The 14,937-nt window shown below is 45.7% G+C and carries 10 protein-coding genes; 4 read left to right on the forward strand and 6 right to left on the reverse strand.

What is annotated here, in order from left to right; genetic code table 11:
* Positions 1-35: 35 nt before the first annotated feature.
* Positions 36-785 (reverse strand): hypothetical protein, encoded by a 750-nt coding sequence (locus C942_RS04900; RefSeq protein ID WP_007463136.1) that lies wholly within the window; start codon positions 783-785, stop codon positions 36-38.
* Positions 786-1,152: 367 nt separating this feature from the next.
* Between C942_RS04900 and C942_RS04905 the strand changes: the two genes are divergently transcribed.
* Entirely contained in the window at positions 1,153-2,784 is a 1,632-nt protein-coding gene (locus C942_RS04905; RefSeq protein ID WP_007463138.1) for a methyl-accepting chemotaxis protein, read from the forward strand.
* Positions 2,785-3,006: 222 nt separating this feature from the next.
* Positions 3,007-4,641, forward strand: coding sequence for an endonuclease (locus tag C942_RS04910; RefSeq protein ID WP_007463140.1), 1,635 nt, complete (start codon positions 3,007-3,009; stop codon positions 4,639-4,641).
* Positions 4,642-4,765: 124 nt separating this feature from the next.
* Here C942_RS04910 and C942_RS04915 read toward each other — a convergent pair whose 3' ends face one another.
* From C942_RS04915 to C942_RS04925, 3 genes are read right to left on the reverse strand one after another with little or no spacing between them, the layout of a single operon-like run.
* On the reverse strand, positions 4,766-5,689 hold the full coding sequence (locus C942_RS04915; protein ID WP_007463142.1) for a DMT family transporter: 924 nt from the start codon (positions 5,687-5,689) through the stop codon (positions 4,766-4,768).
* Between the two features lie 29 nt (positions 5,690-5,718).
* Complete coding sequence (locus C942_RS04920; protein ID WP_007463144.1) at positions 5,719-6,909, reverse strand: UxaA family hydrolase; 1,191 nt, start codon at positions 6,907-6,909, stop codon at positions 5,719-5,721.
* A gap of 2 nt (positions 6,910-6,911) precedes the next feature.
* Positions 6,912-7,244 carry a UxaA family hydrolase gene (locus tag C942_RS04925; RefSeq protein WP_007463146.1) on the reverse strand — a complete coding sequence of 111 codons (333 nt, stop codon included), beginning with the start codon at positions 7,242-7,244 and terminating at the stop codon, positions 6,912-6,914.
* 326 nt (positions 7,245-7,570) lie between these two features.
* Here C942_RS04925 and C942_RS04930 point away from each other — a divergent pair, with 326 nt between their 5' ends.
* Positions 7,571-8,230 carry a GntR family transcriptional regulator gene (locus C942_RS04930; RefSeq protein WP_232428136.1) on the forward strand — a complete coding sequence of 220 codons (660 nt, stop codon included), beginning with the start codon at positions 7,571-7,573 and terminating at the stop codon, positions 8,228-8,230.
* A 108-nt stretch (positions 8,231-8,338) separates the two neighbouring features.
* Here the strand turns inward: C942_RS04930 and C942_RS04935 are convergent, their stop codons facing one another.
* The gene (locus C942_RS04935) at positions 8,339-10,258 is read right to left on the reverse strand and encodes a BCCT family transporter (RefSeq protein WP_007463150.1); all 1,920 of its coding nucleotides are present in this window, start codon (positions 10,256-10,258) and stop codon (positions 8,339-8,341) included.
* 190 nt (positions 10,259-10,448) lie between these two features.
* Entirely contained in the window at positions 10,449-12,746 is a 2,298-nt protein-coding gene (pflB, locus tag C942_RS04940) for a formate C-acetyltransferase (protein ID WP_007463151.1), read from the reverse strand.
* Positions 12,747-13,558: 812 nt separating this feature from the next.
* Here pflB and C942_RS04945 point away from each other — a divergent pair.
* Positions 13,559-14,899: a metal-dependent hydrolase family protein gene (locus tag C942_RS04945; RefSeq protein ID WP_007463153.1), complete on the forward strand. Its 1,341-nt coding sequence runs from the start codon at positions 13,559-13,561 to the stop codon at positions 14,897-14,899.
* Positions 14,900-14,937: the final 38 nt, after the last annotated feature.

A 14,937-nucleotide genomic window follows, 5' to 3' on the forward strand; every position in this document is an offset into this window, starting at 1 on the left:
CACTTACTATTTATAAGTTTTTGAGCCGACTTAAATCACTCATTGAGCGGTACCATATCTACATCCAGGGTATCGCTCTTCATATCGACTGTTGCCACGTAGCGGTTATCCGGATCACCGTAATGCTTAAACGTAAAGTGATAACGGTGGAACGGCTCCAGTAAAATATCACTCTCCAGTGGCATCAACTCATAACCATCCTGTTGATAAAGCTCTGTTGCCATTACCTTTGCCATCGCACTCTTCTGCTCACTGTCACGCTCAACTGTCGGTTCCGTTGACGGATTAGACGGGTAAGACTTACCGTCAAACTTCATCACACGGTATGCACGGTTACTCCAGACCACAAAATCCTTCCAACCGTTATGGGAAGACTCTGCCAGTAACACAGGCGTTTTAACCACTGTCATACGGGTAATCGTCTTACCGGATTCATCAAATAAATAAGCCGTACACCCGCCACTGCCACAAAAATACGGGTCCTGCATCACCACCATAATTTCCTGGCTGCCGTTATCGTTAAGGTCAGCCATGCCAACCTTATAACGAATATTGTCTTTTGCCAGCGACAAGCCTTCAGGGGCAAGAATTGTACTATCAACCATCTGCGCAACCTTGGTTGAGTCCATTTTCATCGCAGCAGATTCTGCAGCAACCGTTTCGGGTGCGGATGCAGTTACATCTTGTTGGCTGGCTGTCGATTGCGCCCCAGCATTCTGGCAACCGGTTAGCACCAACACTCCCAGCACAGAAAGTGCCACCAGTGTGTTTCTGTTTTTGTTCATTTCTTTAATCTCTTATTTATTGACTACTTAACGCCAATCTACAATATAGCCTGTATCAACTATCAACCTACTTTTGACCACCATTCATGTTCACTCCGCACTAGTAGCTAGCCTCTTCAACACAGACAAAAGTAAAAAATACAAGACACCATTATCTAACAATTCATGCGTTAAGCTATTGGCATAGCATTTCAATTAAAAATTCATAAATTTCGTTACTTTTGTAAGTCATTAACTTCCGTCATTAATTCCCTTTCTAATAACGAATAACGCCTCAGAGCACACTTGCTAATAAACAAATAACACAATAGTGTTTCGCTTAGTTTTCACGCTATCCGTGCACAGATTGAAGATAAAGAGGGAAGAAATGCGGATCAGGGATTTAAGCGTTACTAAAAAAATTGGCTTCAGCTTTTTATCAGTGCTGCTGGTATTTATTGCTGTAAACACAACAATAAGCCAGAGTGTTCTTACTCTGGACAAACAAATCCAGATAGTTACAGAAAGGAGTATTCCTTCACTTGAACTGATCAAAGGGATGCAGGTCGACATTACCAAGGTTCGTAAAGATGAATTTTCACTTTTACCTAATGCTAACCATCCGGATTTAGGTAAATGGCTACAAGATCTCGACCAATGGCGTGAAGATGTTCAAACCAAAATCAAACAATATGAAGCCCTCGATCTGACGACGGAAGAACGTAGTAAGTTTGAAGTATTCAAATCAACTTGGCAGCAATACATAGATAAAACCAGTACATACAATACATTGCTGTCCCGTGGTGATGCCGAGCAGGCAAACAAAATTGTGCTGGGAAGCTTTAGTACTTACAGTAAGGCTCTCACCAGCCTGGATGAGGTTATCAAACTTAATCAAAGCCTGATTGGACAGATCAAAAGCACAGTTGTATCAGAAGTCCAACAAAGCTTTTACTTCATTGGTTTTGGCTCATTACTTACCGTTTTGGTTATCATCGCTATCTCATTGGGGCTAGGCAGGGTTCTTCGCAGACCTCTCAACCGTGCGGTTGAGTTTGCACAACAAATTGCCAACGGTAACCTGAGTGTGGCAATTCAGCGCGAAGAGCTCAGCAAAGACGAACTGGGCACCTTGCTCGACGCCTTGTCGAAAATGCAGACAAACTTATATTCCCTGGTGAATGAGATAAATGACTCTTCACTGCAATTAACAACCGCAGTTGAAGAAGTCAGCGCTATTTCCAGCCAGACAGCTCAAGGTATGCAGCAACAAGAGCAAGAATTGAGTTCTGTTGCATCAGCCATGACTGAAATGCAGGCTGCAATCAATGAAGTCGCCCAAAGCACCGAAAACGGAGCTGAGTCGTCTAACCTCGCCCTTAACCAAGCCAAAAGCGGTAGCCTGACACTGCAAAACAACATCAGTATTATTTCTAACGTCGCTAGCTCTGTTGAACTTGCTGGCCAACTTGCCAACGAGCTTGAGCAGAACTCCAACAACATCAATGTTGTCGTTGATGTGATCCGTGATATTGCCGAGCAAACCAATCTGCTTGCTCTGAACGCCGCGATTGAAGCAGCCCGAGCCGGTGAGCAGGGTCGCGGTTTTGCTGTCGTCGCCGATGAAGTTCGCTCTCTTGCACAGCGAACCCAGGATTCGACAACACAAATCGTCGATATTGTTAAGGAACTTCAGGTCAAAGCGAATCAGACCGGAGAGGCAACCCGGCAATGCCAGGAAGGTATCAGCACCTGTGTAGAACAGACCTCTGAAGCCAGCAGGCAGATTGTCGACATTGAAAAATCTATCGACAACATTGCCGCAATGAGTACCCAAATTGCTGCGGCCTGTAACCAGCAGAATACCGTATCTGAAGAACTCAACCGAAGCGTTGAAACCATCAATTCATCTGCCACAGAAATGACTGAAGGCACATCGCAAACCTCTGTCGCTTGTCAGGAAATCAGTTCACTTTCCCATAACCTGAAAACGCAGATCGAAAAATTCCGTCTGTCTTAATCCCAACCATCCCGCTGCAATGATTTTGTGGCGGGAGTTTCTCTTTCATCTCAGGCTACCCCTTCATATCTCCTCACCTTATTCCCACATTAATGTGACCAGTGTTCAAAATATTCATGAAAGCAATATGTCGCCAATATAAAACTGTGAGCAAAGATAATTTTCAGCTGCTGATAAATTACTATCCTTAATTGATTTTTACATCAATAAACAGAAGGTTATATGTTAAATCGAATAATGACCCTTAGTGCAGTGGCGCTGCTGACTTCAAATTGTGCACTGGCTCAGGTCGCTAACGGCGATTTTGAACTGTGGAATGGCAATCAACCTGACGGCTGGAGTGTCATTGACTCGGGCATCAGTGTTTCTCCTTCATCCACTCAGGCACAAAGCGGTTCCCTGGCGGCAGAAGTGACGGTTAACACCGGCTCACAAAGCAATACTGACTTCTTACAGACCATCCGTGTTGAGCAGGGCAAAACCTATCATTTCGCCGTATCCCTTTTCCACACCGAAGGCCATGTAAAAGCCCGCTTGTATGTCGATGGTTACCAGCTTTATTCAGCTCCGTCTAAAACCAACCAGTGGCAGGAAATCAGCCACACTTACACGGCAACCTCTACCAAAGATATCCGTGTCGGACTGCGTTTCTATGATGTCTCCGGCTTTGACGGTTCGGAAGTCGTTTATGTCGATAACTTCCGCCCGGCAGAAAACAGCGGCAATACAACACCACCGCCGGTCAGTTGCAAAGACACCACGGCAACACTGACGCTGGTAACAGATCAGTTCGCATCAGAAACCACCTGGCTGCTGACAAACAAAGCCGGAGAAAACTTGTTTGAAGGGAAAAACCTCGATAACTCGACCACCTACACGAAAGAGATATGTCTGACTGATGGTGATTACACCTTCAAAATCAACGACTCATACGGCGACGGGATCTGCTGCAGTTCAGGCAACGGGTCCTTCAAGCTTGAAGCTGAAGGCAAAACGCTGGCTTCGGGCGGCGAATTCCATGACAGCCAGTCATTCAACTTCACCATCGGTGATACAAGCACAACCACGCCAACAGAACCACCTGTCGTCGGTGACTACTATAAAGCGGCTGAAGGCAAAAACGGTTTCGCATTGAAAACGGCGCTTTATAACATCATCAACAACCACAACAGCCGTGGTTACGGTGCAATCTGGGATCTGGCGAAAGTGGCCGACCTTGATCTTTACTACGAAAAAGACGGCTCAATCCTGGATATGTATTCCGAAAAACCATCCGGAACAGATATGCCAAACTTCACCAAAGTGTCTGATCAGTGTGGCCAGTACAAGCGCGAAGGCGACTGCTACAACCGTGAACATTCCTTCCCGAAAAGTTGGTTCGGCGGCAAAGTTGAGCCAATGAACTCAGACGGTCACCACCTGTTTGCCACCGACGGTTACGTTAATTCCAAACGCAGCAACTGGCCTTTCGGTGAAGTCGGTTCAGCCTCTTACACCTCAAGCAACGGTTCTAAACTGGGCGCGGCCCGTGCAGGACTGGGCTATTCAGGTACGGTTTTCGAACCGATTAATGAGTTTAAAGGTGACTTTGCCCGTGCCTACTTCTACATGGCGACACGTTATGAAAATGAAATTGCATCGTGGGAAGGTAACAGCGCCAATTCAGATGCCGTGCTGGATGGTACAAACTCCACTGTATTCGAACCATGGATGCTGAACATGCTCAAACGCTGGCACCAGAATGATCCGGTGAGCCAGAAAGAAATCGACCGCAACCAGGCTGTATTTGAATTCCAGGGCAACCGTAACCCGTTTATCGATCACCCTGAATTAGTGAATGCTATCTGGGGGAACTAACAGTTCTTCACTAAAAAAGTGGTAATAAAGCAATCATCACCGCCATCGGCGATGGTTAAGGGACAACAAAAAGCCGCAGGCTTACACCTGCGGCTTTTCTATATTTCCTTTATGACGAGATAACTCAAATCCGAGCTTCTTTACCAAAGCGCTGTTTGATGGTTTCCCATTTCATGTCAAACAGGAACAAAGAGCCGATCACCAGCACGATACCCAGTACTTTCTGCGCCGTCACCTGCTCATCCAGCATGAAAATCGATAGTACAAAGGCCGACAACGGGATCAGGTTTTGTACCATGTTGGCACGCTCTACCCCGGTCAGTTTCAGCGAATAGAAGTAAAGCACGTAGGCAATACCTGAACACACCAAGCCCAGCATCAGCGCACAGAACAAGTAATAACCGTTATCAAAAATGACTACCGCTTCAGTCATATCCAGTCCCTGAACGGCCAGCACCACCAGCAACGCAATAGTCGCGAAGAAGAACTGGTACAGCATTGTCGACAATCCGTCATAACGATCGGCAAAGCTCTTGTTGGCAAAACACATCACAATGAAGCCCAGCACACCAATCACCATATAGAAGTGACCGACATTAATTCCACTGAATTTGTTGCTAGGATCGAACGCGATACAAAATGCACCAATAAAAGACACAATAACCGCGAATGTCTGGATACCGGTTGGTAGCTTACGGTAAATAGGAATACCGACCAACAAAGTGAAGATCGGGATCATCCCGTTGATAACACCCACTTCTGCCGCAGAAATATATTCCAGTGCCAGCAATGAGGTGTAAAAAAATACTGCCTGACCGGCAACACCGGCAAGCGCCATCAGCGGCATATCTTTCACTGCCAGCCAGTATTTTTTCTTCTGTAACAGGAAAAACACCGACAAACCGACAGTCGCCATACCATAGCGGACAATCGCAAACACGACAGGATCCATTTTTCCTGCCAGTACCGCCGAGAACGGGAACGATGCCCCCCAAACAATAGCGCAAAAGATCGCCATTAACAGGCCAGAAGCCTCAGACCTTGTCATCTCACATACTCCCTTATCACTATTGTTTATTAACCGCAGAAAACCGGAATCGGCTCAATCGACAGCAGACGTTCCAGACGCTGATCTTTCTGATACAGACTGCAGTAGGCATAACCAATCTCTTCAATGTTGGTCTGTTCACCATTCGCTACCGCATTGACCTTATCGACAATACGGTTCGCCACGCTGTCGATACCTTCTTCAGCTCGCATAATGCCTGTCGCATCAATATCGATATCTTCATTGATAAGATGCTGGTTACCACTGACGCGGATCACCGGCACAATGGCGTTGTTAAAGCCCGCGCCACCTGTAGTCCACAACACCATGTGAGTGCCCAGCGCCGCAAAATGCATACCGGCACCGCCACACAAATGAGTGACTTCCGACAGGTACATACCCGGTTTAGTTGGTTTCAGGTGACCGCTGTTGTTAATTTGCAACACGTCCTGAATAGCGCAAGTGCCTGTTTTGTGCAGTGCGCCCAGCGATTTTTCTTCCAGTGTCGTCAAACCACCTACGCTGTTACCGATACTCATGGTTTCAACATCAGCACCTTCGATATGCCAGCGCTTTTCTTCCTCTTCAATCAGGCGAACAATTTTGTCGGCCACTTCTTCAGATACCGCACGCTCACGCAGGATATCTTCACAGCCAATCAGCTCGATCAGCTCACCGGCAACCGCCGTCATGCCGTCTTCGACCATCATATCAACCGCACGACCGACACTCGGGTTTGAAGCAATACCGGAGCTGGTATCTGAGCCACCACACTTCACACCGACAATCAGCTCAGACACTGGCGTATCAACACGCTCAACGCCGGCAGCATAAGCTTCCAGCTGTTTCGCCAGTTCCAGACCTTCCTGAATAGTCGCACGTGTCCCTTTTTGCTTCACGCAAGTCAGGGAGTAAGCAGGACGACCAGTGGCACGAATCGGTGCCGAAACGATTTCAGGATCGATGCTGCCGCAACCCATTGCCAGTACCAGCGCACCCGCCACGTTCGGGTTAATGCCAGACTGGGTCATGGTGTTAATCATTTCTTCATTACCGCCGTACATACAGGTGTTGTAGTTGGTCACAACAACGGCATTGCTGATCTTATCGGCAATGGCACGTGCAATACCTTCAGCGCACTCATCCACAGCCATGATCAGAACATGGTTACGAATACCAACACTGCCATCCGGACGGGCAAAACCTTTAAACGTTTTCATGCTTATTCCTCAATGTTCATTTGGTTGATGATTTCCTGAATGATGTTTTCAGGGATATCCAGCCGTGCACTACGTACGTTCTGCACATGCACCAACTGACCATGAGGAATGGTTTTCACCGCTTTGCCCACCGGGTAACCCGCCTTAGTAATATCTGCGCCGATTGCGATTTCACCCAGCGCGATCTTGTTACCAAACGGAATGTTCTGAAGTGCCACTACCTTCGCGACAGACTGGTTTTCTGCCGAGATAATTTCTACCTCTTCACCTTTATTTAAATCTCCCAGCAGAGTCGCGACGTTGTCGGATGCTGAGAGACGGATTGCTTTTAACATTGCTTGCCTCAATTATTTTATTAGTTATTGTCGATTGTATGACAATCGGCAGTTATACAATCATTGAGCTATGGAGAATTGATCAGAATCAAGATCGTCGATACTTGATCCTTGGATCAGTCCAAAACTGTGAGATCAAGCAAACTATTTGAGGAGCTATTGGCAGGGAATTCGTGTCATTTGCCGGAGTTTTCACCTCCGACAACTGCTGCACAAATCCGGTTTCTGATATGATTAGGGGCATTCACGAGTTATTGGCGACAACAATGCCGCAGCCAGGCAAACAAACGGCTGTGGCTAGTAAAAGTCATAAAGATCAATGAGTAATGATGAAAATCAATAAGCAGAGCCTGGAAGAACAAGCGACAGAGTACCTACGGCATAAAATCATCAGTGGTGAGATGGCTCAGGGAGAGAAAATTGTTGAAAGTACACTGGCAAAAGATCTTGAGCTGTCGCGCAGTACAATTCGAATGGCCCTGAACTCGCTATCACATGAGGGCCTGGTAACACTTAAACCTTATGCGGGCTGGCAGGTGATCTCGCTTAACGAGGATGACCTGTGGGAACTGTATAACCTGCGGGTTGCCCTGGAAAGCCAGGCAGCAGCAATGGCAGCAGAAAAAGCGTCGGATCAAGACAAACAAAACCTTCGCGCACTATATGACGACTACTGCCAACTATGCGAGCAGAACCCGACAGATATCAAAGCGATTAGCGATGCCGATTTCCACCTGCACCGAAAGATTGTCGAAGCCAGCAAAAGTATGCGGATGGAAAAGATCTACGGTCAAATTGCCAACCAGCTGCAAAGCTACCTTAGCATGACGCATCAGAATTATGATTTATCGCAAAGCGGGCTGAGCCACGAAGCGATGATCAATGCCATTTGCAGCGGCGATCCTGAACTGGCAAGCCGGGAAGCAAAAGCCAACATCACGCCGTTTACCCAGCTTTGCTCCACGCTAAAGCAGGACGAGAACTAATTTGAACCAATTCTGAGTTAATGACTGGTTCGCTCAAAGTTAAAAGGACAAGCTTCGGAGCTTGTCCTTTTTGTATATGGCTATAATTTTCTCAATATCGACAGTTATTTATTTTGCCATCTCAACCGATGCATTCTCTTCAAGCCGTTGCTTTTCACGCATCAATTCATCAAATTCGATACGGGCCTGCTGCGCAGCTTCAGACACCTGCAGTTTATGCTCCCGTGCGGCAATAGCTTCATCAGTTAATTGCTTGATTTCATTGATCTGTTCCTGAGGGGCATCACCAAGCTCCATTCCGGTTTCACCGCGCGCTAATGCCTCGGCCCGGATCGCTTTCTTAAGCTGCCATACGGCATTGAGCTTTTCTCGCTCTTTGTCGGCGGCTGCAATCGCTTCATCTTTTAAACGCTCAAATCTTGCCATTGCCACTCCTTCACGGGACCAGGGATCAACATCCGGAAATTCCTCGATATTAATAACCGGATCTTCATATCCCTCCTGATGGGATAAATCGAGAGTCGCGGCTTTCACACCTGATATCATCAGCATTACAGCAATAACCAAGAGCGGCAGACCGCCGACAATGGCTGCTGTTTGCAATGTTGCCAGCCCTCCCATGAACATTAATACCGATGGCATAAACGAGAGGGTAATTGCCCAGAACAGACGATTCCAGCGCAACGGATCTTCCGTCACATTATTCTGCACAACTGAAGCCAAAATGAATGAGATCGAATCAAACGTAGTTGCTGTAAATATGATGCACAAAATGGTGAAGACGGCAATAACCATAGTGCTCATTGGCAACTGCTCAAGAATCGAAAAGATCGCAACTGTTGCCCCTTGCTTATTCAGAATCGAAATCACATCAAGCTGACCAGACAACTGAAGTGACAAACCAAAGTTCCCCAGAATCATAAAGTAGAGCGCACATCCCAATGACCCAAAGAAAATGGAACCAGACACCATCTGCCGGATAGTACGACCACGCGAGATACGAGCAACGAACAACCCCATGCTTGGAGCAAACACCAGCCACCATGCCCAATAGAAGATCGTCCAGTCTTGAGGGAAGTGTGTATCCTCAAAAGTGCCATAGCCGCCGAACGGCTCTGCCCATGTCGCCATCACAAAGAAATTCGACAACATTCGTCCAATGGAATCCAAACCGGTTTCCAGCATAAACAGTGTAGGGCCTGCCAATAAAATAAAGGCAAGCAGAGCCAGAGCCCCCCAGAAATTAATGTTGCTCAGTACCTTGATGCCCTCATCCATGCCTTTGTAGGAAGAATAGGCAAACAAAATGGTACAAAGCAGTAACACGCCAATTTGGGTAACTGTCGTTGACGGAATGCCAAACAAGTAGCTGATGCCTTCGTTGATAAGCGGAGCAGCCAGACCCAATGTTGTTGCTGCCCCACCAAGCAGACCAAAAATAAACAAAACATCAATAAATTTGCCCAGTCTGCCGTGGCTACGGGCCTCACCAATCACAGGCATCAGTGCCGACGACACTTTCAATACCGGCTGTTTACGAACATAAAAGAAATACGCGATAGGCAGCGCAGGGATCAAGTAAATTGACCAAGCCACCGGTCCCCAGTGAAAAATACCGTAAGTGGCAGCCCAACGGATTGCTTCTTCACTTCCGGCCTCTAACTGGAATGGCGGATTTTGATAATAGTACGCCCACTCAATAGTACCCCAGTACAGAATACTGGCTCCGATACCGCCACAAAACAGCATGGCAGCCCATGAAGCCGTCGCAAACTCAGGTTTCTCATCAGTATCTCCTAGCTTGATCTGGCCGATGTCACTAAAAATGATATAAACCATGAAAAAGAACGCGGCAATACCGAGCACCAAATACAGAAAACCGAGTTTGTCGGTCATAAAGGTTTTCGCACTGTCTATCCATCTGGCCCCTTCTTCTGGCCAAAAGATCAGAGGAAAAATAACGGAAAATAACAAACCGAGAGCCCCAAAAAAAGTGGACTTATCGATAAGTTCGAAGTGTTTTTTCATCCCTTTGTTCTCTGAAATATAAGTATTGTTCAGAGATTCTTATGCGAATAACCCATCACTTCAATTCACGCTTTCGATGGTATTGAGGAGTAAATTTTATAGATAAAAAAGGCCTGCGCAGAAGCAGGCCCAAAGGTAGGTAGAATAATAAATAAGTTTAAGTTTCGTATCGGCAGAATTAAGCTGACAGCTACATTTTCTCAGTAAATGTACGGGTAATCACATCTTGTTGCTGCTCTTTGGTAAGAGAGTTAAAGCGAACTGCATAACCTGATACTCGGATCGTTAACTGCGGGTATTTTTCAGGATGCTCAACCGCATCAAGCAGCATTTCTCTGTTCATAACATTAACGTTCAGGTGCTGACCACCTTCCACATTAATACCGTTTTCACCTGCTTCATGATGGAAATAACCATCCATCAACGCAGCAAGGTTTTGCTTCTGAGTATCTTTATCCTTACCCAACGCATTTGGTACGATTGAGAAAGTATAAGAAATACCATCTTTCGCATAAGCAAACGGCAGTTTCGAAACCGATGTCAGTGACGCAACTGCACCGTTCTGATCACGGCCGTGCATTGGGTTTGCACCAGGCCCGAACGGCATACCTGCCCGACGACCATCTGGCGTGTTACCTGTTTTTTTGCCGTACACAACATTCGAGGTGATGGTCAAAACAGACTGAGTGGGTGTCGCGTCACGGTAGGTATGCATCTTCTGGATCTTTTTCATAAAACGCTCCACAAGATCACATGCAATATCGTCGACGCGGGCATCATTATTACCGAATTTCGGATAATCGCCCTCAATTTCAAAATCAATCGCCAGACCATCTTCATCACGAATAGGCTTCACTTGCGCAAACTTAATCGCCGCCAGTGAATCAGCAACAACAGACAGTCCCGCAATACCGCAAGCCATAGTGCGGTAAACGTCACGATCCATCAGTGCCATCAGAGAAGCTTCATAGCTATAGCGATCATGAGAGTAATGGATAATGTTCAATGCAGTCACATACTGAGTCGCAAGCCAGTCCAGAACTTCATCAAAGCGCGGCATCAGGCGGTCAAAATCCAAAACTTCATCGGCAACTGGTGCTTGCTTCGGCCCGACCTGAATTTTCAGTTTTTCATCAACACCACCATTGATTGTGTAAAGCAGAGCCTTGGCCAAGTTGGCACGCGCACCAAAGAACTGCATGTGCTTACCAACTACCTGAGGACTGACACAACAAGCAATCGCATAGTCATCATTGTTGAAATCAGGGCGCATCAAGTCATCATTTTCATACTGAACCGATGATGTATCGATAGACACTTTAGCCGCATATTTCTTAAATGCTTCTGGCAATTGTTCCGACCAGAGAATTGTCATATTTGGCTCTGGTGCCGGACCCATGTTATCCAGTGTGTGCAGGTAACGGAATGTTGTTTTAGTAACCAGAGTACGACCATCAACTCCCATACCAGCCATAGCTTCAGTCGCCCAGATAGGATCGCCGGAGAATAGTGAATCGTACTCAGGAGTACGCAGGAACCGAACCATGCGCAGCTTCATAATGAAATGGTCGATCAGCTCTTGAGCTTGAGTTTCGGTTATCTCGCCATTAGCCAAATCTCGCTCAATATATACATCAAGGAAAGTTGAGGTACGGCCAAGCGACATTGCCGCACCATTCTGTGATTTCACAGCAGCAAGGTAACCGAAATAGGTAAACTGAATGGCTTCTTTAGCTGTACGTGCCGGGCCAGACATATCAATGCCATACTTCAGACCCATAGTACGGATATCTTCCAGTGCCTGGATCTGATCCGTCAGCTCTTCTCGCAAGCGAAGTGTTTTTTCCAGATCATGGCCTTGTTCCAAGAAAGCCTGTGTTGATTTGAGCTTCTCTTGTTTATCTGCTTTAAGAAAATCGATACCGTAAAGAGCCAGACGGCGGTAGTCGCCGATAATTCGCCCACGGCCATAAGCATCAGGCAAACCGGTGATGATGCCGGATCTGCGGCAAGCCAAAATATCTTTGGTGTAGAGATCAAAACATACTTGATTATGGGTCTTACGATATTCAGTGAAGGTTTTTTCTACCTCTGGTTCTAATTCACGCCCGTATACTTCACATGATTTTTTCACCATCCGAATACCACCATTGGCAATAATAGCGCGCTTTAGTGGTTTATCCGTTTGCAGGCCAACTATTGTTTCCAGCTCTTTATTGATATAGCCAGCATCATGAGAAATGATGGTTGAAGGCATGGCTGTATCAAAATCAACAGGTGCGTGGGTGCGGCTTTCTTCTTTGATCCCTTCTAAGACATTATTCCAAAGTGTTGTCGTCGCTTCAGTGGCTTCAGCAAGAAATGATTCGTCACCTTCATAAGGCGTGTAGTTGGCTTGAATGAAGTCCCGAGTTTTAACTTCTGTTTGCCAATCTCCTGCTGTAAAGCCTTCCCAGGCCTGAAGCATTTGAGTTGTTGGAATTGTCATTTAACACCTCATTAATAAGAGTTATATCTATAATCATCTACTAAAAATAAAAAATTAAGATAGCGTCATCCCTTATATTTAATAATGTATTTCTTGATAAGTTAAATACTTACATTTGCCTGTGATTCAATTAATACAATAAACAACAAATATGAGCATATAATTTATCATCATCAAAAAACAAACATTATAAAAAGACCAGGCAAGTGGTTAATTAAAGAGATCGCGTTTAATTTCGCTATCATTTTGGGTTGGCAAAATAATATGAAAAATAGATTAATGAGTAAAATGAATGGTTTTCATTTTTTCTATGCATGAAATGCATAAGCCATCAAATATTATTTATTATCATTGAGTTAAACTTATGGCCCGGCCCATTAGAGAACAATCAACATCCTTATTGACTCATCCAAACAACACCACCAGCATCAAAATGGCTACTGCAAGCACAACAATGCCTTTTACCAGCACGCTCATGTTTTTGCTACCGCCGACTGGCGCCTGATTACAACACCCCATTTTCACTTCCTGTTATCACTCTCTTTTATCGAGCCTAAAGCTTCCGGTCAGGGGAAGGTCAACACACATCTTCTCGCTTTCAAGATTCGGTTCAAGGTTAAAACCTTTGTCTCGAAATAGCAGCATTGCCCTATTGGCGTCGCTACAACAGGTGTACTAAGTTGATTATTAGTAATAAATAAAATCCGTATCCATATGAATTTTAAGGATATAGATTCACAGACATGAATGTCGAATAACATATCAACTCTTCTACCATTCAATAGTATCAATAATTAATAAGGCACTGAGCAATGATGAAGGTCGTGAAAACGCTGGCGATTACACTGGCAATACTAATCAGTCAACAAAGCTTCGCCGTTGAAAAAGAAACAAAGCAAATATTATTCAAAGACGTCAACGTATTTGACGGTACAAATGAGAAGCTTCTTCAAGGTATAAATGTCCTTATAGAAGACAACATGATCACAGCCGTTGGCCAAGAAACAGATGTCAGCAAAGATGCATTAATAATAAACGGCAACGGTATGACTTTAATACCCGGGTTAATTGATATGCACGCGCATTTCTGCATTCAGGAAGGGATGCTGGTTGGTCGTGACGATTACGATCAAATGGCAATGGGGGCTCGGGCACACAAATCCATGATGCAATACCTTGACCAGGGATTTACTACAGCCAGAGATGCAGGTTGTAACATTCTGGGTATCGCGAAGGCCATCAACAATGGTTTGTTAGAAGGCCCTAGGCTGTTCCCCTCTGGCGGTTTTCTCAGTCAAACCGGCGGACATGCCGATACAGGCAGTTTTAATGATATACCGGGAAGGGTTGATGATCTTGAACGTCACGGTTTTGGCTATATTGTCGATGGTGTAACCGAATCACGCAGAGCCGCACGTCAGAACCTGCGTGCCGGAGCAACTCAAATAAAGATCATGGCTGGTGGTGGTGTTGCCAGTGAATTTGACCCAATCCACATGACACAGCTTTCACTGGATGAAATGAAAACAATAGTAGAAGTGGCTGAAGACTACGGTACATACGTCATGGCTCACGCCTACCATGATCGCTCAGTGAATCGTGCAATTGATGCCGGAGTTAAAGTCATCGAGCATAACTTCCTGGTCTCCGAAGACACAATTAAACGGATGAAAGAAGAAGGCGTCGCCCTTTCAGCTCAGGCCGTTATGTCACTGGAAGCTTTTGCCGAACCGGAAAAAATCACCTTCTTTAGTCCGATGCAGAAAGCCAAAGCCGCATTAGTTAATAAAGGGGCGAAGCAAATGTTTGGATGGGCAAGAGAACAGCAGTTATTAATTGTGACCGGTGGTGACATGTTTGGCCCGTCTTATAACACCCGGCAAGCGGATAACATGGTCTGGATGTCAAAAGTCGGTTTTACCCCTTATGAAATCATGAAGATGGGAACGTCCAACGCAGCAGAAGTACTTAGCTGGTCAGGTGAAATGAACCCTTACAAATACGGAAAACTGGGGGTAATTGAACCCGGTGCGTATGCAGATGTTGTGCTTATTGACGGAAACCCGCTACAAGACATCACCATTCTTAACGATTACAAAGATAAATTTAAAGTGATCATCAAAGACGGAAGTATTCATAAGAATTCCCTCTAGCCAATAGCATCGCGGGCCCACTAATTTAGTGGTTCCGC

Source organism: Photobacterium marinum, assembly GCF_000331515.1.
Taxonomy (GTDB): domain Bacteria; phylum Pseudomonadota; class Gammaproteobacteria; order Enterobacterales; family Vibrionaceae; genus Photobacterium; species Photobacterium marinum.

Excerpts from the sequence above, each read along its gene's own strand:
- C942_RS04900 (WP_007463136.1), bottom strand. The coding sequence starts at position 785 with ATGAACAAAAACAGAAACACACTGGTGGCACTTTCTGTGCTGGGAGTG.
- C942_RS04905 (WP_007463138.1), top strand. The coding sequence starts at position 1,153 with ATGCGGATCAGGGATTTAAGCGTTACTAAAAAAATTGGCTTCAGCTTT.
- C942_RS04910 (WP_007463140.1), top strand. The coding sequence starts at position 3,007 with ATGTTAAATCGAATAATGACCCTTAGTGCAGTGGCGCTGCTGACTTCA.
- C942_RS04915 (WP_007463142.1), bottom strand. The coding sequence starts at position 5,689 with ATGACAAGGTCTGAGGCTTCTGGCCTGTTAATGGCGATCTTTTGCGCT.
- C942_RS04920 (WP_007463144.1), bottom strand. The coding sequence starts at position 6,909 with ATGAAAACGTTTAAAGGTTTTGCCCGTCCGGATGGCAGTGTTGGTATT.
- C942_RS04925 (WP_007463146.1), bottom strand. The coding sequence starts at position 7,244 with ATGTTAAAAGCAATCCGTCTCTCAGCATCCGACAACGTCGCGACTCTG.
- C942_RS04930 (WP_232428136.1), top strand. The coding sequence starts at position 7,571 with ATGATGAAAATCAATAAGCAGAGCCTGGAAGAACAAGCGACAGAGTAC.
- C942_RS04935 (WP_007463150.1), bottom strand. The coding sequence starts at position 10,258 with ATGAAAAAACACTTCGAACTTATCGATAAGTCCACTTTTTTTGGGGCT.
- pflB (WP_007463151.1), bottom strand. The coding sequence starts at position 12,746 with ATGACAATTCCAACAACTCAAATGCTTCAGGCCTGGGAAGGCTTTACA.
- C942_RS04945 (WP_007463153.1), top strand. The coding sequence starts at position 13,559 with ATGATGAAGGTCGTGAAAACGCTGGCGATTACACTGGCAATACTAATC.